At 39.0% G+C, this 20,037-nt stretch carries 36 protein-coding genes; 35 read left to right on the forward strand and 1 reads right to left on the reverse strand.

Translation table 11 applies throughout. The features are described 5' to 3' along the window. Positions 1–94: 94 nt before the first annotated feature. The 35 genes from iscR to rplQ all read left to right on the forward strand — a co-directional run bounded on the left by iscR (position 95) and on the right by rplQ (position 19,434). A complete protein-coding gene (gene iscR, locus ACGH6R_RS07500; RefSeq protein ID WP_065558570.1) occupies positions 95–544 on the forward strand; it encodes a Fe-S cluster assembly transcriptional regulator IscR in 450 nt (149 codons plus the stop codon). Between the two features lie 42 nt (positions 545–586). Continuing rightward, positions 587–1,801, forward strand: coding sequence for an IscS subfamily cysteine desulfurase (locus tag ACGH6R_RS07505; protein ID WP_065558571.1), 1,215 nt, complete (start codon positions 587–589; stop codon positions 1,799–1,801). 15 nt (positions 1,802–1,816) lie between these two features. Continuing rightward, positions 1,817–2,203, forward strand: coding sequence for a Fe-S cluster assembly scaffold IscU (iscU, locus tag ACGH6R_RS07510; protein ID WP_065558572.1), 387 nt, complete (start codon positions 1,817–1,819; stop codon positions 2,201–2,203). Then, positions 2,203–2,526, forward strand: a complete 324-nt coding sequence (iscA, locus tag ACGH6R_RS07515; protein WP_267350302.1) for an iron-sulfur cluster assembly protein IscA — start codon at positions 2,203–2,205, stop codon at positions 2,524–2,526. Before iscU ends, iscA begins: the two co-directional genes overlap by 1 nt. Positions 2,527–2,540: 14 nt before the next feature. Continuing rightward, positions 2,541–3,059, forward strand: coding sequence for a Fe-S protein assembly co-chaperone HscB (gene hscB / locus ACGH6R_RS07520; protein WP_267350304.1), 519 nt, complete (start codon positions 2,541–2,543; stop codon positions 3,057–3,059). Positions 3,060–3,096: 37 nt separating this feature from the next. After that, positions 3,097–4,956 carry a Fe-S protein assembly chaperone HscA gene (gene hscA / locus ACGH6R_RS07525; protein ID WP_267350306.1) on the forward strand — a complete coding sequence of 620 codons (1,860 nt, stop codon included), beginning with the start codon at positions 3,097–3,099 and terminating at the stop codon, positions 4,954–4,956. Between the two features lie 14 nt (positions 4,957–4,970). Next, positions 4,971–5,309, forward strand: a complete 339-nt coding sequence (gene fdx, locus ACGH6R_RS07530) for an ISC system 2Fe-2S type ferredoxin (RefSeq protein WP_065558576.1) — start codon at positions 4,971–4,973, stop codon at positions 5,307–5,309. Positions 5,310–5,692: 383 nt separating this feature from the next. Then, the gene (gene rpsJ, locus ACGH6R_RS07535) at positions 5,693–6,004 is read left to right on the forward strand and encodes a 30S ribosomal protein S10 (RefSeq protein ID WP_006120582.1); all 312 of its coding nucleotides are present in this window, start codon (positions 5,693–5,695) and stop codon (positions 6,002–6,004) included. A gap of 31 nt (positions 6,005–6,035) precedes the next feature. Beyond that, a complete protein-coding gene (gene rplC, locus ACGH6R_RS07540) occupies positions 6,036–6,662 on the forward strand; it encodes a 50S ribosomal protein L3 (protein WP_065558577.1) in 627 nt (208 codons plus the stop codon). Between the two features lie 16 nt (positions 6,663–6,678). Then, complete coding sequence (rplD, locus tag ACGH6R_RS07545; protein ID WP_065558578.1) at positions 6,679–7,281, forward strand: 50S ribosomal protein L4; 603 nt, start codon at positions 6,679–6,681, stop codon at positions 7,279–7,281. Next, positions 7,278–7,580 carry a 50S ribosomal protein L23 gene (gene rplW / locus ACGH6R_RS07550; protein ID WP_065558579.1) on the forward strand — a complete coding sequence of 101 codons (303 nt, stop codon included), beginning with the start codon at positions 7,278–7,280 and terminating at the stop codon, positions 7,578–7,580. Before rplD ends, rplW begins: the two co-directional genes overlap by 4 nt. 18 nt (positions 7,581–7,598) lie before the next feature. After that, the gene (gene rplB, locus ACGH6R_RS07555; RefSeq protein ID WP_065558580.1) at positions 7,599–8,423 is read left to right on the forward strand and encodes a 50S ribosomal protein L2; all 825 of its coding nucleotides are present in this window, start codon (positions 7,599–7,601) and stop codon (positions 8,421–8,423) included. Between the two features lie 19 nt (positions 8,424–8,442). Further along, a complete protein-coding gene (rpsS, locus tag ACGH6R_RS07560; protein ID WP_065558581.1) occupies positions 8,443–8,721 on the forward strand; it encodes a 30S ribosomal protein S19 in 279 nt (92 codons plus the stop codon). A 13-nt stretch (positions 8,722–8,734) separates the two neighbouring features. After that, positions 8,735–9,067, forward strand: a complete 333-nt coding sequence (gene rplV / locus ACGH6R_RS07565; protein WP_034884235.1) for a 50S ribosomal protein L22 — start codon at positions 8,735–8,737, stop codon at positions 9,065–9,067. Between the two features lie 14 nt (positions 9,068–9,081). Further along, a complete protein-coding gene (gene rpsC, locus ACGH6R_RS07570; RefSeq protein WP_411599301.1) occupies positions 9,082–9,819 on the forward strand; it encodes a 30S ribosomal protein S3 in 738 nt (245 codons plus the stop codon). 12 nt (positions 9,820–9,831) lie between these two features. Beyond that, a complete protein-coding gene (gene rplP / locus ACGH6R_RS07575; protein WP_025314389.1) occupies positions 9,832–10,242 on the forward strand; it encodes a 50S ribosomal protein L16 in 411 nt (136 codons plus the stop codon). Beyond that, entirely contained in the window at positions 10,243–10,434 is a 192-nt protein-coding gene (gene rpmC / locus ACGH6R_RS07580; protein ID WP_411599302.1) for a 50S ribosomal protein L29, read from the forward strand. A 1-nt stretch (position 10,435) separates the two neighbouring features. Beyond that, positions 10,436–10,696 carry a 30S ribosomal protein S17 gene (gene rpsQ, locus ACGH6R_RS07585; protein WP_025314391.1) on the forward strand — a complete coding sequence of 87 codons (261 nt, stop codon included), beginning with the start codon at positions 10,436–10,438 and terminating at the stop codon, positions 10,694–10,696. A gap of 196 nt (positions 10,697–10,892) precedes the next feature. Continuing rightward, positions 10,893–11,264, forward strand: a complete 372-nt coding sequence (gene rplN / locus ACGH6R_RS07590; RefSeq protein WP_025314392.1) for a 50S ribosomal protein L14 — start codon at positions 10,893–10,895, stop codon at positions 11,262–11,264. A 10-nt stretch (positions 11,265–11,274) separates the two neighbouring features. After that, positions 11,275–11,589, forward strand: coding sequence for a 50S ribosomal protein L24 (gene rplX / locus ACGH6R_RS07595; RefSeq protein ID WP_411599303.1), 315 nt, complete (start codon positions 11,275–11,277; stop codon positions 11,587–11,589). Positions 11,590–11,602: 13 nt separating this feature from the next. Next, a complete protein-coding gene (rplE, locus tag ACGH6R_RS07600; protein ID WP_065558584.1) occupies positions 11,603–12,142 on the forward strand; it encodes a 50S ribosomal protein L5 in 540 nt (179 codons plus the stop codon). A gap of 11 nt (positions 12,143–12,153) precedes the next feature. Further along, positions 12,154–12,459 carry a 30S ribosomal protein S14 gene (gene rpsN, locus ACGH6R_RS07605; RefSeq protein WP_025314395.1) on the forward strand — a complete coding sequence of 102 codons (306 nt, stop codon included), beginning with the start codon at positions 12,154–12,156 and terminating at the stop codon, positions 12,457–12,459. Positions 12,460–12,476: 17 nt separating this feature from the next. Further along, positions 12,477–12,869, forward strand: coding sequence for a 30S ribosomal protein S8 (gene rpsH, locus ACGH6R_RS07610; protein ID WP_065558585.1), 393 nt, complete (start codon positions 12,477–12,479; stop codon positions 12,867–12,869). A gap of 11 nt (positions 12,870–12,880) precedes the next feature. After that, complete coding sequence (gene rplF, locus ACGH6R_RS07615; RefSeq protein ID WP_065558586.1) at positions 12,881–13,414, forward strand: 50S ribosomal protein L6; 534 nt, start codon at positions 12,881–12,883, stop codon at positions 13,412–13,414. A gap of 9 nt (positions 13,415–13,423) precedes the next feature. Beyond that, positions 13,424–13,777, forward strand: coding sequence for a 50S ribosomal protein L18 (gene rplR / locus ACGH6R_RS07620; protein WP_025314398.1), 354 nt, complete (start codon positions 13,424–13,426; stop codon positions 13,775–13,777). 14 nt (positions 13,778–13,791) lie between these two features. Then, complete coding sequence (rpsE, locus tag ACGH6R_RS07625) at positions 13,792–14,292, forward strand: 30S ribosomal protein S5 (protein WP_025314399.1); 501 nt, start codon at positions 13,792–13,794, stop codon at positions 14,290–14,292. Between the two features lie 6 nt (positions 14,293–14,298). Further along, positions 14,299–14,478, forward strand: a complete 180-nt coding sequence (rpmD, locus tag ACGH6R_RS07630) for a 50S ribosomal protein L30 (RefSeq protein WP_267350311.1) — start codon at positions 14,299–14,301, stop codon at positions 14,476–14,478. Between the two features lie 5 nt (positions 14,479–14,483). After that, positions 14,484–14,918 (forward strand): 50S ribosomal protein L15, encoded by a 435-nt coding sequence (rplO, locus tag ACGH6R_RS07635; protein WP_065558588.1) that lies wholly within the window; start codon positions 14,484–14,486, stop codon positions 14,916–14,918. Positions 14,919–14,926: 8 nt separating this feature from the next. Continuing rightward, positions 14,927–16,267 (forward strand): preprotein translocase subunit SecY, encoded by a 1,341-nt coding sequence (secY, locus tag ACGH6R_RS07640; RefSeq protein ID WP_065558589.1) that lies wholly within the window; start codon positions 14,927–14,929, stop codon positions 16,265–16,267. Between the two features lie 26 nt (positions 16,268–16,293). Beyond that, positions 16,294–16,407, forward strand: coding sequence for a 50S ribosomal protein L36 (gene rpmJ, locus ACGH6R_RS07645; protein WP_025314403.1), 114 nt, complete (start codon positions 16,294–16,296; stop codon positions 16,405–16,407). Between the two features lie 170 nt (positions 16,408–16,577). Further along, positions 16,578–16,934 (forward strand): 30S ribosomal protein S13, encoded by a 357-nt coding sequence (rpsM, locus tag ACGH6R_RS07650; protein ID WP_065558590.1) that lies wholly within the window; start codon positions 16,578–16,580, stop codon positions 16,932–16,934. A gap of 15 nt (positions 16,935–16,949) precedes the next feature. Continuing rightward, the gene (gene rpsK / locus ACGH6R_RS07655) at positions 16,950–17,339 is read left to right on the forward strand and encodes a 30S ribosomal protein S11 (RefSeq protein WP_034948028.1); all 390 of its coding nucleotides are present in this window, start codon (positions 16,950–16,952) and stop codon (positions 17,337–17,339) included. 43 nt (positions 17,340–17,382) lie between these two features. Next, positions 17,383–18,003 carry a 30S ribosomal protein S4 gene (gene rpsD, locus ACGH6R_RS07660; RefSeq protein ID WP_065558591.1) on the forward strand — a complete coding sequence of 207 codons (621 nt, stop codon included), beginning with the start codon at positions 17,383–17,385 and terminating at the stop codon, positions 18,001–18,003. Positions 18,004–18,028: 25 nt separating this feature from the next. Next, positions 18,029–19,018 (forward strand): DNA-directed RNA polymerase subunit alpha, encoded by a 990-nt coding sequence (locus ACGH6R_RS07665; protein ID WP_065558592.1) that lies wholly within the window; start codon positions 18,029–18,031, stop codon positions 19,016–19,018. A 29-nt stretch (positions 19,019–19,047) separates the two neighbouring features. Further along, positions 19,048–19,434 carry a 50S ribosomal protein L17 gene (rplQ, locus tag ACGH6R_RS07670; protein ID WP_065558593.1) on the forward strand — a complete coding sequence of 129 codons (387 nt, stop codon included), beginning with the start codon at positions 19,048–19,050 and terminating at the stop codon, positions 19,432–19,434. Between the two features lie 383 nt (positions 19,435–19,817). Here rplQ and ACGH6R_RS07675 read toward each other — a convergent pair whose 3' ends face one another. Then, complete coding sequence (locus ACGH6R_RS07675) at positions 19,818–20,021, reverse strand: SlyX family protein (RefSeq protein WP_267350314.1); 204 nt, start codon at positions 20,019–20,021, stop codon at positions 19,818–19,820. Between the last annotated feature and the right edge of the window lie 16 nt (positions 20,022–20,037).

The raw sequence follows: 20,037 nt of genomic DNA on the forward strand, positions 1-20,037 counted from the left end.
TTAAGGTTTAATTCCCACTAAAATAGTCAACTAAATACTTGACTAACATTGAAGGATATATAAAATACCTTCCATATATAAAGGGGAATAAATAATGAAATTGACATCAAAAGGGAGATATGCAGTAACTGCAATGTTGGATATTGCATTACATTCTGGTTTAGGGCCCGTATCACTTGCAGATATCTCAGAACGTCAACAAATCTCACTTTCCTATCTTGAACAACTATTTGCCCGTTTACGTAAACATGGTTTGGTCTCTAGTGTTCGGGGGCCGGGTGGTGGCTATGTGCTTAGTCGAAGCATGGATCAAATTGCGATTAGTTCAATTGTTAAAGCCGTCGATGAAACGGTTCACGCAACAAAATGTTATGGTCATGATGGATGTCAAGGTGGCGTGAGATGTTTAACTCACACGTTGTGGAATGACCTAAGTGAACGTATCGATGAGTTTTTAACAAGTATCACTTTAAGCGAATTAGTCAATAATAAAGAAGTTAAAGAAGTGGCTAGTCGACAAAGCAATCTAATATCAATAAATTAAGCAATAAAATTTGTACACAGATTTTGTCATTGGGAGTATTTAATGAAACTACCTATTTATATGGATTATGCAGCAACAACGCCTGTCGATCCTAGAGTTGCTGAAAAAATGATGCAGTATCTAACCTTGGATGGTATTTTCGGTAACCCCGCCTCTCGTTCTCATAAATTTGGTTGGCAAGCTGAAGAAGCGGTTGATATTGCACGAAATCAAATAGCCGATCTTATTGGTGCCGATTCACGAGAAATCGTTTTTACTTCTGGCGCGACTGAAGCGGACAATTTAGCCATTAAAGGTGCAGCACACTTTAATCAAGCTAAAGGTAAACACATTATTACGTGTAAAACTGAACATAAAGCCGTGCTTGATACTTGTCGCCAACTTGAGCGTGAAGGTTACGAAGTAACGTATTTAGCACCTGAATCTGATGGAATATTAGATTTAAACAAACTCGCAGCGGCAATGCGTAGTGATACGACAGTGGTATCAATCATGCACGTTAATAATGAAACAGGCGTCATACAAGATATCGAAAAAATTGGTGAAATGTGTCGTGAAAGAGGCATTGTTTTTCACGTGGATGCAACCCAAGCTGTTGGTAAATTACCGATTGATGTAACCAAATTGAAAGTAGACTTGATGTCTTTTTCAGGTCATAAAATTTATGGTCCAAAAGGTATCGGTGGGCTATATGTAAGACGTAAACCTCGTGTTCGTATCGAAGCCCAAATGCATGGTGGTGGTCATGAACGAGGTATGCGCTCTGGAACGCTACCTGTGCACCAAATTGTTGGTATGGGTGAAGCATATCGGATAGCAAAAGAAGAAATGGCTACTGAAATGCCACGTCTATTGGCACTCAAAAATCGGTTATGGAACGGTTTAAAAGATATAGAAGAAGTTTATCTAAATGGATCTTTAGAACACAGTGCACCAAATATTTTAAATGTCAGTTTTGCTTATATTGAAGGTGAATCGTTAATGATGGCATTAAAAGATTTGGCTGTATCTTCTGGCTCAGCCTGTACGTCAGCGAGTTTAGAACCTTCTTATGTATTGCGGGCACTAGGTCTTAATGATGAATTAGCACATAGCTCAATCCGTTTTTCACTAGGTCGATTTAGTACTGAAGAAGAAGTGGATTATGTTATTGAGTTAATCAAAAACTCTATTGATAAATTAAGAAACTTATCTCCGCTTTGGGAAATGTTTAAAGATGGTGTTGATTTATCGAAAATTAAATGGTCAGCCCATTAAAATTAGGAGTAAATTATGGCATACAGTGAAAAAGTAGTCGATCATTACGAAAACCCTCGCAATGTCGGATCGTTCGATCAAAACGATCCGAATGTTGGTAGTGGTATGGTTGGTGCACCAGCCTGTGGCGATGTCATGCGACTTCAAATTAAAGTGAATGATGATGGCATTATTGAAGATGCGAAATTTAAAACTTATGGCTGTGGTAGCGCAATTGCTTCAAGTTCGTTAGTTACCGAATGGATTAAAGGTAAATCTTTAGATGAAGCACAAGCAATAAAAAATACGGATATTGCTAAAGAACTCGCTTTACCGCCAGTTAAAATTCACTGTTCAATTTTAGCTGAAGATGCAATCAAAGCGGCAATTGATGACTATAAGACTAAAAAAGGGCAAAGTTAATGGCTATTACATTAACCACTAGTGCAGCTGATCGTGTTCAAGCTTTTTTAACTAATCGTGGAAAAGGCATCGGTCTAAGATTAGGCGTTAAAACATCTGGTTGTTCGGGTATGGCTTATGTTTTAGAGTTTGCTGATACGATTAATGACGATGACAGTGTATTTGTAGACAAAAATGTTAAAGTTATCGTGGATAAAAAAAGCTTAGTCTATATTGATGGCACTGAACTTGATTTTGTTAAAGAAGGATTAAATGAAGGTTTTAAATTCAATAATCCTAATGCGCATAATGAGTGTGGTTGTGGCGAAAGCTTTAATGTTTAACTGAGGCATCAAGCGTGAATAATTATTTTGAGTTATTTCATCTACCTATTCAATTACCTGTCGATACGCAGCAGTTAACATTACAATATCAACAATTACAAAGACAGTATCACCCTGATAATTTTGCAACGGCATCGGATAGTGAAAAAATGGCGATTATTCAAAAATCAGCCATGATTAATGATGCTTATCAAGTATTAAAAAATCCTATAAAAGCAGCTGAATATTTCCTATCTTTGCAAGGCTTTAATGTGGCAACGGAACAACATATTATTCATGATGCAGATTTTTTAATGGAGCAATTTGTTTTGCGTGAAAAGCTAGATGATATTGAAAGTCAGTCAAACTTTGAACTATTAGATAGCTTTGAGTCTGAAATATCAGGGCGTAAAAAAGATATTTATAATCAATTGTTGAATAATATATCGCAACAAGATTGGCAATCCGCCCTAAATCAAATCTACAAGATTCGTTATCTTACTCGATTAATAGAACAGATCGAAAAGTTACAAGAAAAGCAATATGCTTTATAATTTAAGATAAATAACACATCAAGTAGAGATAAGTTAAATGGCATTATTACAAATTAGTGAACCAGGTCAAACACCAGAACCACATCAGCGTCGGATTGCGGTTGGCATTGATTTGGGTACGACCAACTCACTAGTTGCAACCGTTCGAAGCGGTAAATCTGAAGTCCTGCCAGATTTAGAAGGCGATTTTTTATTGCCTTCAGTTGTACATTATGGTGTTGATCATGATGATAATACTATTATCACAATTGGTAAAAATGCTAAAAACAGTGCTACTTCTGATCCAAAAAATACAGTAAGTTCAGTTAAGCGATTAATGGGAAGACGTCTTTCTGATATAGACACATCTCATTTCCCTTATCCATTATCCATGACAGAAAATGGTGTGCCATTACTAAATTTACCGAATCAGCAAGTTAATCCTATACAAGTCTCTGCTGAAATCTTGATTGCTCTAGCAGATCGGGCTAAAGCGAGTTTAAATGGTGAAATCGATGGTGTCGTCATCACCGTTCCCGCCTATTTTGATGATGCTCAACGACAGGCAACAAAAGATGCTGCTAAATTAGCTGGTTTACACGTTTTACGTTTGTTGAATGAACCTACTGCTGCAGCTATCGCTTATGGCCTTGATTCTGGAAAAGAAGGCATCATTGCTGTATATGATTTAGGTGGTGGAACTTTTGATATCTCTATCCTGCGTTTACATAAAGGCGTTTTTGAAGTCCTATCAACAGGGGGAGATTCTGCTCTTGGTGGTGATGACTTCGATCGTTTACTTGCGGAGTATATTAAAAACGAATTAGGGTTGATTAATCATCATGATGCACAGTTGAATCAGAGAATGATTCATCAAGCGGTTGATATTAAAATTGCTCTCAGCCATCAAGATGCTGTCACGATCACATTTGATAATCAGGTCTTAACTATAACCCGACATCAATTTGAACAACTCATTGAACCGCTAGTTAAACGAACCTTAGCTGTTTGTCGGCGTGCATTAAAAGATGCTGATATTGATATCGATGAAATTGTTGAAGTGGTCATGGTGGGGGGATCTACCCGAATTCCGTTTGTGCGTGAATCGGTCGGTAACTATTTCAAAACAAAACCTTTAACTTCTATCGATCCAGATAGAGTAGTCGCTATTGGGGCTGCCATTCAAGCGGATATTTTAGTGGGTAATAAACCCGATTCCGATATGTTGTTGCTTGATGTAATTCCCTTATCTTTAGGCATCGAAACAATGGGCGAATTGGTTGAAAAAATCATTCCTCGTAATAGTACGATCCCTTGTGCAAGGGCGCAAGAATTTACAACGTTTAAAGATGGTCAGACCGCTATGATGATTCATGTTTTACAAGGTGAACGTGAAAATGTAGCCGATTGTCGATCGTTGGCGCAATTTATCTTACGTGGCATTCCGCCAATGCCTGCTGGTGGCGCACATATTCGTGTCACTTTCCAAGTGGATGCTGATGGATTGCTGAGCGTAACGGCAATGGAAAAATCAACAGGCGTTGAAGCTGCAATACAAGTTAAGCCATCTTATGGGCTAACTGATAAAGAAATTGCAACTATGATTCAAGATTCCATCAATTACGCTCAACAAGATAAGCAAACTAGAATGCTTGCTGAACAAAAAGTTGAAGCAGCAAGAGTCCTTGAGAGTTTACAAAATGCATTAGATAAAGATGCTGACTTATTGAATGAGCATCAGCTTAATCAAATTTTAAATGCTAAACATCGTTTACAAGCGGTAAGCGAATCTGATGATATATACGAAATTGAAAAGCAAATTAAAATTGTTGATAACGTGACGCAGGATTTTGCGGCTAAGCGTATGGATAGATCCATTCGTCAAGCTTTAACCGGTCATAAAGTTGATGATATTTAACTAACGAGATTATTATGCCAAAAATTACTTTTTTACCAAATGCTGAACTTTGCCCTGAAGGGAAAACAGTTGAAGCGCAAGAAGGTGAATCTATTTTAGAAGTCGCTTTACGTAACGATATTGAAATTGAGCATGCTTGTGAAATGTCATGTGCTTGTTCAACTTGCCATTGTATTGTCCGTAAAGGTTTTGACTCACTTGAAGAGAGTGATGAACAAGAAGATGATATGTTAGATAAAGCGTGGGGCGTTGAACCACATAGTCGACTAAGTTGTCAGGCTCGTGTTGCCGATGAAGATCTTGAAGTTGAAATTCCAAGATATAGTCTTAATCATGCCAAAGAAGATCATTAGCCTTGTCGCCATCACTTCATGGCGACAGATTCCTCATTATCATCATTTTCTTAAGTAATCACTACAACTTGTTTGATTAGCTTGAAATTTAATCAATGAAAATGGTTTATCATTATTTTTAAGCTGATCAATAAAGCATCTATTATTAATTATTTCTTGCATTAGTTAATAATTTACGTATAATCATCGCCACTTTGTTTGTTGAATTTTTGATAAGCAAATGCGTATGAAGATATAATCCTTATTTAATAATATTGAATTATATCAACAATACTCCCGATCTGGGGGTTACGAAAAGAACGGATTACACTCTCCTGTCAATCGAAACAGGGTAAGAGGAGTAGTCTTTTGTTATAACTTTTAAATAGTGGAGCTCTGGTCTCATGTCGAACCAAAGAATCCGTATCCGGTTAAAAGCGTTTGATCATCGTTTGATTGATCAATCAACTGCTGAAATTGTAGAAACTGCGAAGCGCACTGGTGCGCAAGTTCGTGGTCCTATTCCATTACCGACACGCAAAGAGCGTTTCACCGTATTGATTTCTCCGCACGTTAATAAAGACGCGCGTGATCAATATGAGATTCGTACTCATAAACGTCTAGTTGATATTGTTGAGCCAACTGAAAAAACAGTTGATGCTTTAATGCGCCTAGATCTTGCTGCCGGTGTTGATGTGCAGATCAGTTTAGGTTAATCCTAAGCTGAATGATTGAGAGGTCTAAACAATGATTGGTTTAATCGGTCGTAAAGTAGGAATGACACGAATCTTCACCGAAGAAGGTGTTTCTATTCCTGTCACCGTAGTTGAAGTTCAAAGCAACCGCGTTACTCAAGTTAAAACTTTAGAGAACGATGGTTATCAAGCTATTCAGGTTACTACTGGCAGCAAAAAAGCAAGCCGTGTAAATAAACCTGAAGCAGGTCATTTTGCTAAGGCTGGCGTTGAAGCTGGTCGTGGTCTATGGGAATTCCGTTTTGAAGAAGGCGAATTTACTGTAGGGCAAAGTATTAACGTTGATATTTTCACAGACGTTAAAAAAGTTGATGTTACTGGAACATCTAAAGGTAAAGGTTTTGCTGGCGTAACTAAACGTTGGAACTTCCGTACTCAAGATGCAACTCATGGTAACTCTTTGGCACACCGTGGTCATGGCTCTATCGGTCAAAACCAAACTCCAGGTAAAGTGTTCAAAGGTCGTAAAATGGCAGGTCACCTAGGTAATGAACGTGTAACTGTTCAAAACTTAGATATTGTACGTGTTGATGCTGAACGTAACCTTTTATTAATTAAAGGTGCAGTTCCAGGCGCAATCAATAGTGACGTAATTGTTAAACCGGCAATCAAGGCTTAACGTCGAGGAGATAGAGATGGAATTAGTAGTAAAAGACGCGAAAGCGCTTTCTGTTTCCGAAACTACCTTCGGACGTGAGTTTAATGAAGCGTTAGTTCACCAAGTAGTTGTTGCTTATGCATCTGCTGCTCGTCAAGGCTCACGCGCACAAAAAACTCGTGCAGAAATCGCTGGTTCAGGCAAAAAACCATGGCGTCAAAAAGGCACAGGTCGTGCTCGTTCAGGTTCTATTAAGAGCCCAATCTGGCGTAGTGGTGGTGTAACATTTGCAGCAAAACCACAAGATCATAGCCAAAAAGTTAACCGTAAAATGTATCGTGGTGCATTAAAGAGTATTTTCTCTGAATTAGTGCGTCAAGAGCGTTTAGTTGTGGTTGAAACATTTACTGTTGAAGCACCTAAGACTAAATTATTAACTCAGAAATTAAATGATATGAATCTTAACGATGTCCTTATCATTACAACTGAAGTTGATGAGAATCTTTTCTTAGCAGCACGTAACTTGCATAAAGTTGATGTGCGTGATGTGGCAGGTATTGATCCAGTTAGTTTGATTGCATTTGACAAAGTGGTTATCACTGTTGATGCCGTTAAACAAGTAGAGGAGATGTTAGCATGATTCGTGAAGAGCGTCTGCTTAAAGTCCTGCGAGCACCACATGTTTCTGAAAAAGCATCTATTTCAATGGAAAAAACAAATACATTAGTATTGAAAGTTGCTAAAGATGCTACTAAGAGAGAGATTAAAGCCGCAGTTGAACAACTATTTGAAGTTAAAGTAGATGACGTTAATACACTTGTTGTTAAAGGCAAAGTAAAACGTCGTGGTCAACAACTTGGTCGCCGTAGCGACTGGAAAAAAGCTTACGTAACTTTAGCAGAAGGTCAAAACTTAGACCTTGCTGGCGTCGCTGAGTAATTCGGAGGAGTAAGAACAATGGCAGTTGTTAAGTGTAAACCTACATCTCCGGGTCGTCGCCACGTTGTTAAAGTGGTTAACCCAGAGTTGCATAAAGGTAAGCCTTATGCACCGTTGCTTGATTCAAAAAGCAAAACTGGTGGTCGCAATAATAATGGTCGTATCACTACCCGTCATATCGGTGGTGGTCATAAACAACATTATCGTATTGTTGACTTTAAGCGTAACAAAGATGGTATTCCAGCAGTTGTTGAACGTTTGGAATATGATCCAAACCGTAGTGCAAATATTGCATTGGTTTTATATAAAGACGGTGAACGTCGTTATATTTTAGCGCCTAAAGGCTTAAAAGCAGGTGATCAGATCCAATCTGGTGTTGATGCATCGATTAAAACAGGTAACTGTTTACCAATGCGCAATATTCCAGTCGGTTCTACCGTGCATAACATTGAAATGAAACCAGGTAAAGGCGGACAACTTGCTCGCTCAGCTGGTAGCTATGTTCAAATCGTTGCGCGTGATGGTGCATATGTAACATTACGTCTACGTTCAGGTGAAATGCGTAAAGTATTATCTGATTGTCGTGCCACTATTGGTGAAGTCGGTAATTCAGAACATATGCTTCGCGTACTAGGTAAAGCGGGTGCAACGCGTTGGCGTGGTGTTCGTCCTACTGTTCGTGGTACAGCAATGAACCCGGTAGACCATCCACATGGTGGTGGTGAAGGTCGTAACTTTGGTAAACATCCTGTGTCTCCATGGGGTCAAAAAGCCAAAGGATTGAAAACGCGTAGCAACAAACGTACTGATAAGTATATTGTTCGCCGTCGCAATAAGAAATAATTAATATAGAGGATTAGCTATGCCACGTTCTCTCAAGAAGGGTCCTTTTATTGACCTACACTTGCTGAAGAAGGTAGAGAAAGCGGTGGAAAGCGGGGACAAGAAACCAATTCGTACTTGGTCCCGTCGTTCAACGATCTTTCCTAACATGATCGGTTTGACCATCGCTGTCCATAATGGTCGTCAGCACGTTCCAGTTTATGTTACCGACGAAATGGTTGGTCATAAATTGGGTGAATTCGCGCCGACTCGTACTTATCGCGGTCACGCTGCGGATAAGAAAGCTAAGAAGAAATAAGTAGGAGAAAGAGATGGAAACAATTGCAAAGTACCGCCACGCTCGTTCTTCTGCACAAAAAGTTCGCTTAGTTGCAGATCTTGTTCGCGGTAAAAAAGTGTCTCAGGCACTTGATATTTTAACGTACACCAATAAAAAAGCGGCTGTACTTGTTAAAAAAGTATTAGAGTCTGCTATTGCTAATGCAGAGCATAACGATGGTGCTGATATTGATGATCTAAAAGTTGCGAAAATTTTCGTAGACGAAGGCCCAACCATGAAGCGTATTATGCCTCGTGCGAAAGGTCGTGCAGATCGAATTTTGAAGCGTACGAGTCACATCACCGTGATCGTCTCAGATCGCTAGGCTGGAGAATAGCAATGGGTCAAAAAGTAAATCCAAATGGTATCCGATTAGGCATTGTCAAGCCTTGGACATCTACATGGTATTCGGGTACAAAGACATTCGCTGATAATTTAGAAAGTGATTTTAGAGTGCGTGAATTCTTAAACAAAGAATTAGCACAAGCGTCAATCTCTAAAATTGTAATCGACCGTTCAGCAGAAACTAACGTTCGCATTACTATTCACACTGCTCGTCCAGGTATCGTGATTGGTAAAAAAGGTGAGGACGTTGAAAAATTACGTAATGCCGTAGCTTCTATTGTCAATAAGTATAAAGACAAAAGAGAAAAACGTGATGTTGTAGTCCAAATTAATATTGCTGAAGTTCGTAAACCTGAACTTGATGCAAAATTAGTTGCTGATAGCATTACTTCTCAGTTAGAACGCCGTGTTATGTTCCGTCGTGCAATGAAACGTGCGGTACAAAACGCAATGAAAGCGGGTGCTAAAGGTATCAAAGTTGAAGTAAGTGGTCGTTTAGGCGGCGCTGAAATTGCTCGCTCAGAGTGGTATCGTGAAGGTCGTGTACCTCTACATACACTACGAGCTGACATCGACTACGGAGTGTCTGAAGCATTAACTACCTATGGTATTATTGGTGTTAAAGTGTGGATCTTCAAAGGTGAGATCCTTGGTGGTATGGCTGCCGTTGAACAAGCAGAAAAACAACCTGCTGCTCAACCGAAAAAGCAGCGCAAAGGCCGAAAACAATAAGGAGCGTCGCTGATGTTACAACCAAAGCGTACAAAATTCCGTAAAGTGCACAAGGGCCGCAATCGTGGTCTAGCTGTGAGTACTGACGTAAGTTTCGGTACATTCGGTCTTAAGGCTGTGGGTCGTGGTCGTTTGACTGCGCGCCAGATCGAAGCAGCACGTCGTGCAATGACTCGTGCAGTTAAGCGTCAAGGTAAAATCTGGATTCGAGTTTTCCCTGATAAACCAATTACTGAAAAACCACTTGAAGTGCGTATGGGTAAAGGTAAGGGTAACGTTGAATACTGGGTTGCTCAGATTCAACCAGGTAAAGTCCTTTATGAAATGGACGGAGTACCGGAAGAAGTTGCTCGTGAAGCATTTGCGTTGGCAGCTGCAAAACTGCCAATTAAAACCACCTTTGTGATTAAGACGGTGATGTAAATGAAAGCAAAAGAGCTACGCGGAAAAAGCGTTGAAGAGTTAAATACTGAACTTCTTAATTTATTACGTGAGCAATTTAACTTACGTATGCAATTAGCTGGAGGTCAGTTGACACAGACTCATATGTTAAAACAAGTGCGTCGTAATATTGCACGAGTTAAAACGTTATTAACTGAAAAGGCGGGTGCGTAATATGACTACTGAAGTAAAAATTCGTACTCAGCAAGGTCGTGTTATTAGCGACAAAATGGATAAATCTATTACTGTAGCTATAGAACGTAAAGTGAAGCATCCGTTATATGGTAAGTTCATTAAACGTACGACTAAATTGCATGTACATGATGAAAACAACGAGTGTGGTATTGGTGATACTGTAGAAATTAAAGAGTGTCGTCCATTATCAAAAACCAAATCTTGGACTCTTGTTCGAATCGTAGAAAAAGCAGTTAGTTAATCTAATCGATTAAAAACTGTACATAATATAATAAACGGCTAAATGCAGCCGTTTATTTTATGCTATCCATTTTATTTGAGTGGTGTTATACTATGCGCCCTCACATATGTGGGTTTTTGGTTGTCTATTCTTATCCATGGTAGTTGAGGTGGATGAAGGTAGATTAGACAATAATTTATTTATACGGAGCATTAAAATGATCCAAGAACAGACTAGGCTAGATGTTGCCGATAACTCTGGCGCACGTAGTGTAATGTGTATCAAGGTTCTCGGTGGATCGCACCGTCGTTATGCAGCGGTTGGTGATATCATCAAGGTTACCATTAAAGAAGCAATTCCACGTGGTAAAGTAAAAAAAGGTGATGTACTTAAAGCTGTTGTCGTGCGCACTAGAAAAGGTGTTCGTCGTCCTGATGGATCTGTCATTCGTTTCGATCGCAATGCTTGTGTTATTTTAAACAATAACAGTGAGCAACCGATTGGTACGCGTATTTTTGGACCGGTCACTCGTGAACTTCGTTCTGAGAAGTTTATGAAGATCATTTCATTAGCACCAGAAGTACTGTAAGGAGCGGGTAATGGCAGCGAAAATCCGTCGAGAAGATGAAGTTATCGTGTTAACCGGTAAAGATAAAGGTAAACGCGGTAAAGTAAAAAGTGTTTTGTCTACAGGCAAAGTGATTGTTGAAGGTATTAATTTGGTGAAAAAACATCAAAAACCAGTACCTGCATTAAATCAAGAAGGTGGAATTGTTGAAAAAGAAGCAGCTATTAATGTTTCTAATGTAGCAATTTTTAACCCAGCTACAGGCAAAGCAGATCGCGTAGGCTTTAGAATTGAAAATGGTAAAAAAGTCCGTTTTTATAAGTCTACTAATGAATTAATTAAGTAATTTGGAGTGTACGATGGCGAAACTGCATGATTACTACAAAGCACAGGTAGTAAATAAACTGCAAGAACAGTTTGGCTACAAATCTGTCATGCAAGTCCCTCGGATCGAAAAGATCACCTTGAATATGGGTGTGGGTGAAGCAATTACTGATAAGAAATTATTAGATAATGCGGTTGCAGATTTAGCAGCAATCAGTGGTCAAAAACCACTTGTCACAAAAGCACGCAAATCAGTTGCTGGTTTTAAAATCCGTCAAGGGTATCCTATTGGTTGTAAAGTCACTTTACGTGGCGAACGTATGTGGGAATTTTTTGAACGTCTAGTTTATATTGCGCTTCCTCGTACTCGAGATTTCCGCGGTTTAAGCGCAAAATCTTTCGATGGTCGTGGTAACTATAGCATGGGTGTTCGTGAACAAATCGTTTTCCCTGAAATCGATTATGATAAAGTTGATCGTGTTCGTGGTTTAGATATTACTATCACAACAAGTGCACAATCAGATGAAGAAGGCCGAGCTTTATTATCTGCCTTTAACTTCCCATTTCGTAAGTAAGGTAGGGCATAATGGCTAAACAATCAATGATTGAACGCGATAAGAAACGCGTAAAGCTAGCAGAAAAATATTTTGCAAAGCGTCAAGAATTAAAAGCGATTATCTCTGATCTTAATGCATCAGATGAAGATCGTTGGAATGCAGTGCTTAAATTGCAAACGCTTCCTCGTGATTCTAGTCCATCACGTCAACGTCGTCGTTGTCGTCAAACAGGTCGTCCTCATGGCGTCCTTCGTAAGTTTGGTTTAAGCCGTATTAAGGTTCGTGAATCAGCCATGCGTGGTGAGATTCCTGGTCTTAAAAAGGCAAGTTGGTAATCAGGGGAGTGTTATAGATGAGCATGCAAGATCCTATAGCAGATATGTTGACCCGTATTCGTAACGGTCAAGCTGCGAATAAAGTTGCAGTCACCATGCCTTCCTCTAAGCTAAAAGTGGCAATTGCCAATGTGCTAAAAGAAGAAGGTTACATCGGAGACTATAAAGTTGTTGGTGACACTAAGCCAGAATTGGAAATTTCATTAAAATATTTCCAAGGTAAGGCTGTAGTAGAAAGTATTAAACGTGTTAGCCGTCCAGGTTTACGTATTTATAAACGTAAAGACGAATTGCCAAAAGTTATGGCTGGATTAGGTATCGCAGTTGTTTCTACTTCTAAAGGTGTTATGACTGATCGAGCAGCACGCCAAGCAGGTCTTGGTGGTGAAATTATCTGCTACGTAGCGTAAGGGAGAAAAAAATGTCTCGTGTTGCAAAAGCACCTGTCGTTGTTCCTGCTGGCGTAGAGGTAAAACTCAATGGTCAGGTAATTACGATTAAAGGTAAAAATGGCGAGTTAACTCGTACAATTAATAATGCTGTTGTTATTAATCAAGAAGAAGGTCAAATTAAATTTGCTCCTCGTGACGGCTTTGCGAATGCTTGGGCTCAAGCTGGTACTGCACGTGCGTTGATTAATGCAATGGTTATTGGTGTTACTGAAGGTTTTACTAAAAAACTTCAGCTAGTTGGTGTCGGTTATCGTGCACAAGTTAAAGGTAATGCTATTGGTCTATCTCTTGGATATTCACATCCAATTGAGCATCAATTACCTGCTGGTGTGACCGCAGAATGTCCATCACAAACTGAAATCATACTGAAAAGTGCTGATAAACAGTTAATTGGACAAGTGGCAGCAGATATCCGTGCTTATCGTCGTCCTGAGCCTTATAAAGGTAAAGGTGTTCGTTACGCAGATGAAGTTGTGCGTACTAAAGAAGCTAAGAAAAAGTAAGGTAACACTATGGATAAGAAATCAGCTCGTATCCGTCGTGCAACTAAAGCGCGTCGCAAGATGCATGAACTACTTGCAACTCGCTTAGTGGTTCACCGTACTCCGCGTCATATTTATGCGCAGATTATCGCACCAAACGGATCAGAAGTACTGGCAGCTGCTTCTACATTAGAAAAAGCTATCAGTGAAAGTTTAAAATACACCGGAAACAAAGATGCAGCAGCTGCAGTTGGTAAAGCAATCGCAGAGCGAGCATTAGCGAAAGATATCAAAGAAGTTTCTTTTGATCGTTCGGGTTTCCAATATCATGGTCGAGTTCAGGCGCTAGCAGATGCTGCTCGCGAAGCTGGCCTACAGTTCTAAGGTAGGAGTTAAAGATGTCAAACATCGAAAAACAAGCTGGTGAACTGCAGGAAAAACTAATCGCAGTTAACCGAGTTTCTAAAACCGTAAAAGGTGGTCGTATTTTTAGTTTTTCTGCACTAACAGTTGTTGGTGACGGTAATGGCCGCGTAGGTTTTGGATATGGTAAAGCACGTGAAGTGCCAGCAGCAATCCAAAAAGCAATGGAAAAAGCACGTCGTAATATGATTAATGTTGCTTTAAATAACGATACTTTACAGCATCCTGTTAAAGGTGCTCATACAGGTTCTCGTGTTTATATGCAACCAGCATCAGAAGGTACTGGTATTATCGCCGGTGGTGCAATGCGTGCTGTATTAGAAGTTGCTGGTGTTCGTAACGTTCTAGCTAAAGCATATGGTTCAACAAACCCAATTAATGTGGTTCGTGCAACGATTGATGGCTTAGAAAATATGAAATCACCAGAAATGGTTGCTGCTAAGCGTGGTAAAACCGTCGAAGAAATTTTGGGGTAATTAACCATGGCAAAGACAATTAAAATTACACAAACTCGTAGTTCTATTGGACGCATACCGAAGCATAAAGCAACGTTAGTCGGACTTGGATTACGTCATATTGGTCATACTGTTGAGCGCGAGGATACTCCTGCTATTCGTGGTATGGTAAACCAAGTTTATTACATGGTCAAAGTTGAGGAGTAATAGTAATGCGTTTAAATACTTTATCTCCTGCTGAAGGTTCAAAGCATGCACCAAAACGTCTAGGTCGAGGTATCGGTTCTGGATTAGGTAAAACAGGTACCCGTGGTATCAAAGGTCAAAAATCACGTTCAGGTGGCGGCGTTCGTCGTGGCTTTGAAGGTGGTCAAATGCCTTTATATCGTCGATTACCAAAATTTGGTTTTACTTCTCGTAAAGCTCTAGTTACAGCACAAGTTCGCCTTTCAGATTTAATGAAAGTTGAAGGTGATGTTGTTGACCTAAATAGCTTAAAAGTTGCAAATGTGATTAATTCACAAATCGAATACGCAAAAATCATGTTATCTGGTGAAGTTACAAAACCAGTAACAGTTCGTGGTATTCGTGTAACGAAAGGTGCTAAAGCTGCAATTGAAGCTGCTGGCGGAAAAATTGAGGAATAATTAGAAAGATGGCAAAGCAACCAGGATTAGATTTTCAAAGTGCCCGTGGTGGTGGGGGTGAACTTAAGAAGCGTTTACTATTTGTGCTTTTAGCACTGATTGTTTTTCGTTTAGGTTCTTATATTCCAGTTCCTGGCATTGATACTAAAGCGTTATCGGACATACTTTCACAAGCATCATCTAATGGTATTGTGGATATGTTCAATATGTTCTCTGGTGGTGCTTTAAGCCGTGCTTCAATTTTTGCATTAGGGATAATGCCTTATATTTCTGCATCGATTATTGTGCAGTTATTAACGGCCATTAACCCTAAATTGGCAGAATTGAAGAAAGAAGGTGAATCAGGTCGTAAGAAAATTAGCCAGTACACTCGTTATGGCACATTGGCTTTAGCTATTGTACAAGCAGTTGGTATTGCGACTGGTTTACCAAATATTCCTGGTTATGAGCGTGTTGTGACTAATCCAGGATTTTCTTTCTATTTTATTGCATCGGTTAGTTTAGTTACTGGCACTATGTTTCTTATGTGGCTTGGTGAGCAGATCACGGAACGTGGAGTAGGTAATGGTATTTCAATCATTATTTTCTCTGGAATTGTGGCGGGTCTTCCTCATGCAATATATGAAACAATTGAACAAGCTCGTTCTGGTGAATTGAATCCGATTCTATTATTAGTTGTCGCAGCTTTAGTGATAGGTGTGACTTATTTTGTTGTTTTTGTTGAGCGTGGTCAACGTCGAATCGTAGTTAACTATGCCCAACGTCAACAAGGGCGTCGCGTTTATGCAGCGCAAACATCACATTTACCATTAAAAATTAATATGGCTGGCGTTATTCCAGCGATATTTGCCTCAACAATTATTATGTTACCATCTATGATGGCATCTTGGTTTCAAGGAAATGGGGAAGGCTGGAGATATGTATTTGTACTTATTGGTCAATATTTCTCTCATGACCAACCGTTATACATAATCTTTTTTGCGGCAGCGATAATCTTCTTTTGTTTCTTCTATACAGCGTTGGTTTTCAACCCTAGAGAGACAGCAGATCAGCTTAAAAAATCTGGTGCATTTATTCCAGGTATCCGCCCAGGTGAGCAAACATCTAAATATATTGACAAAGTAATGACACGTTTAACATTAATAGGCGCAATCTACATTACTTTTGTATGTTTGGTACCAATGTTTATGACAAGTGCAATGAAGGTTCCAGTTCAATTTGGTGGAACATCTTTATTAATTGTGGTTGTTGTAATCATGGATTTTATGGCACAAGTACAGACTTTAATGATGCCAAATCGTTATGAGTCAGTGTTAAAGAAAGCGAACCTTAAAGGCTACGGCCGATAAGTTAGCCAGAAGTTACGGAGAAAAAAATGAAAGTTCGTGCTTCAGTCAAGAAATTATGCAGAAATTGTAAAATCATTAAACGCAATGGCATCGTTCGTGTTATTTGTGTTGAAGGTAAACATAAGCAACGTCAAGGTTAATTTATTTAGCCTAAAAGTTGAACTTTTGCATATTTTACTTGCCAAAGTATAGTAAAGCTGGCTAGAATAGCCAGCCTAAATTTTATTTGCAGACTTACTGTTTGAGTATCCTGAAAACGGGCTTTTCAGTATGGTGAGTTTGTTAAACATTAACAATAAAGGAGTGCATAGTGGCCCGTATAGCAGGCATTAACATTCCTGATCAGCAACATGCTGTAATTGCGTTACAAGCAATTTATGGTATCGGTAATACTCGCGCTAAGACAATTTGTGCTGAAGCAGGTATTCCTGAACATGTTAAGATCAGAGAACTATCTGAAGATCAGATTGAGAAGTTACGTGAACAAGTCGCTAAATTTACTGTTGAAGGTGATTTACGTCGTGAAGTAACTATGAGTATCAAGCGTTTATTAGACCTTGGTTGTTATCGTGGCATCCGTCATCGTCGTGGACTTCCAGTTCGTGGTCAACGCACTAAGACTAACGCTCGTACCCGCAAGGGACCGCGTAAGCCAATCAAGAAATAATTGAGGTGATAATAAATGGCAAAGACACCTGTTCGTACACGTAAACGTGTAAAAAAACAAGTTTCTGATGGTGTAGCTCATATTCATGCATCATTTAACAATACAATCGTAACTATTACCGATCGTCAAGGTAATGCGTTGGGTTGGGCAACCGCTGGTGGTTCTGGTTTCCGTGGCTCTCGTAAGTCCACTCCGTTTGCAGCTCAAGTTGCAGCAGAACGTTGTGCAGAAGCCGTAAAAGATTACGGAATTAAGAATCTGGAAGTTATGGTAAAAGGACCTGGTCCTGGTCGTGAGTCAACAATTCGTGCATTAAATGCAGCGGGTTATCGCATCACTAATATTACTGATGTTACTCCGATTCCTCATAACGGTTGTCGTCCACCAAAGAAACGTCGTGTTTAATGTTTATTAAACATTGAATGTTTAGGATTATTGGAGAAATAAAATGGCAAGATATTTGGGACCAAAGCTCAAATTAAGTCGTCGTGAAGGTACTGATTTATTCCTTAAATCTGGTGTTCGAGCGGTTGACAGTAAATGTAAGTTAGAACAAGCTCCTGGACAACATGGTGCGCGTAAACCGCGTTTATCAGATTATGGTGTTCAGTTACGCGAAAAACAAAAAGTTAGACGTATTTATGGAATTTTAGAACGTCAATTCCGTAATTACTACAAAAATGCAGCACGTATTAAAGGTAATACAGGTGAAAACCTATTAGGTCTTTTAGAACGTCGCTTAGATAACGTTGTTTATCGTATGGGATTTGGTGCAACTCGCGCTGAAGCTCGTCAATTAGTTAGTCATAAAGCTGTTCTTGTTAATGGTCATGTTGTGAACATTGCATCTTATCAAGTTTCGCCTGAAGATGTGATCAGCGTTCGCGAAAAATCAAAAAAACAAGCACGTATTAAAGCTGCTTTAGAGTTAGCTGAGCAACGTGAAAAACCTACATGGTTAGAAGTTGATGCTAGCAAAATGGAAGGTGTATTTAAACGCTTACCAGAACGTTCAGATTTATCTGCTGACATCAACGAACATTTGATCGTCGAACTTTACTCTAAGTAAAGTTTAGCACTTAAGAGAGGACATAATGCAGGGTTCTGTAACAGAGTTTTTAAAACCTCACCTAGTTGATGTTGTTCAATACACTCAAACTCATGCGAAAGTGACTTTAGAGCCACTTGAGCGTGGTTTTGGTCATACTTTAGGTAATGCACTACGCCGCATTTTATTATCATCAATGCCTGGATATGCAGTAACCGAAGTTGAAATTGACGGTGTTCTGCATGAGTACAGTACTAAAGAAGGCGTTCAAGAAGATGTACTTGATATTTTGCTTAATTTGAAAAAATTAGCAGTACGTGTACATACCAAAGATGATGTTATGCTGACTTTAAACAAATCAGGCATTGGTGCGGTAACTGCATCTGATATCACTCATGATGGTGATGTTGAAATTGTTAATCCTGATTTAGTGATTTGTCATCTTACTGATGCAAATGCTTCAATTAGTATGCGTATTCGTGTACAACGAGGACGTGGTTATGTCCCTGCTTCTGCTCGCGTTAAGTCAGAAGATGAAGAGCGACCAATTGGTCGTTTATTAGTTGATGCATGTTATAGTCCTGTCGAGCGTATCGCTTATTCTGTCGATGCAGCTCGTGTGGAACAACGCACCGATTTAGATAAACTGGTTATTGATATGGAAACTAATGGTACTATCGATCCAGAAGAAGCTATTCGTCGTGCGTCAACTATTTTGGCTGAACAACTTGAAGCTTTCGTTGATTTACGTGATGTACGTCAACCTGAAGTTAAAGAAGATAAACCGGAATTTGATCCGATTCTTCTACGTCCAGTAGATGATCTCGAATTAACTGTTCGGTCTGCTAATTGCTTAAAAGCAGAAGCAGTTCATTATATTGGTGATTTAGTACAACGTACAGAAGTTGAGCTACTTAAAACCCCTAATCTTGGTAAGAAATCACTTACTGAAATTAAGGATGTGCTCGCATCTCGTGGTTTGTCTTTAGGCATGCGTCTTGAGAACTGGCCACCAGCAAGTATTGTTGAAGACTAAAATAAAATTTATATAAGAAGGATAAAGTTATGCGCCATCGTAAAAGTGGTCGTCAACTGAACCGAAATAGCAGCCATCGTCAAGCAATGTTTCGTAACATGACTAGTTCACTTGTTGAACATGAAATCATCAAAACTACATTGCCTAAAGCAAAAGAGTTGCGTCGTGTTGTTGAACCGTTAATTACGCTAGCCAAAAGCGATAGCGTAGCTAATCGCCGTTTGGCTTTTGCTCGTATCCGTGATAAAGATACAGTGAAAAAATTATTTTCAGATCTAGGTCCACGTTTTGCTACCCGTCCAGGTGGTTATGTACGTATTTTGAAATGTGGTTTCCGTGACGGAGATAATGCTCCAATGGCTTATATTGAATTAGTTGATCGCCCTGCAGTAGAAGCAGAAGCAACAGCTGAATAAGATTTTAAATCATTGTATACAAAAGCCGGCTATACGCCGGTTTTTTATTGATGATATCTATCACAGATCCTTTAACTTTGGTTTCCTTATCCTTAAGTTCATCGTATCTAAATCTACTATATTTCTATTCTTTTAATTGATTAAAAATTAAGCTTATGTTGTTTTTAATAAACATATGGCATGAAAATCTATTGAGAGGGATTAGTTTAATTGAAATTTCAATGTTAATTTATTTTTAAGTAGATTTAGATATCGATGTTTTTATAACTCTTCTGGATATTTCTAATGTTAATTTAAGAGCATCTAATAAATAAGTATTAATAGTTTTTTAAAAATAGGCTACATTATTATTTCATCATTGAGATATCTGACTATAAACATAATTAATAGTGTGGTGGTGGGGTTTCCTCAGATAAATTAGCAATATTCGATGTTTGAGTGGCTTGTAGTTTTTGTGATAATAACATTAATTGCTCTTTTAGTTTACTAACATCGGCTTGAAGGTTAGTTACTGCTTGGTTTAATTCTTCAATGGTGATTTCTTGAAACGCAACTTTGGTTTCTAATAATTCAATTTGTTGTCTCATATTATTTTCACAATTA

Origin of the sequence: Gilliamella sp. CG13 (assembly GCF_046635805.1) — a bacterium.
In the GTDB taxonomy this organism is placed as follows: Bacteria; Pseudomonadota; Gammaproteobacteria; order Enterobacterales; family Orbaceae; genus Gilliamella; species Gilliamella apicola_I.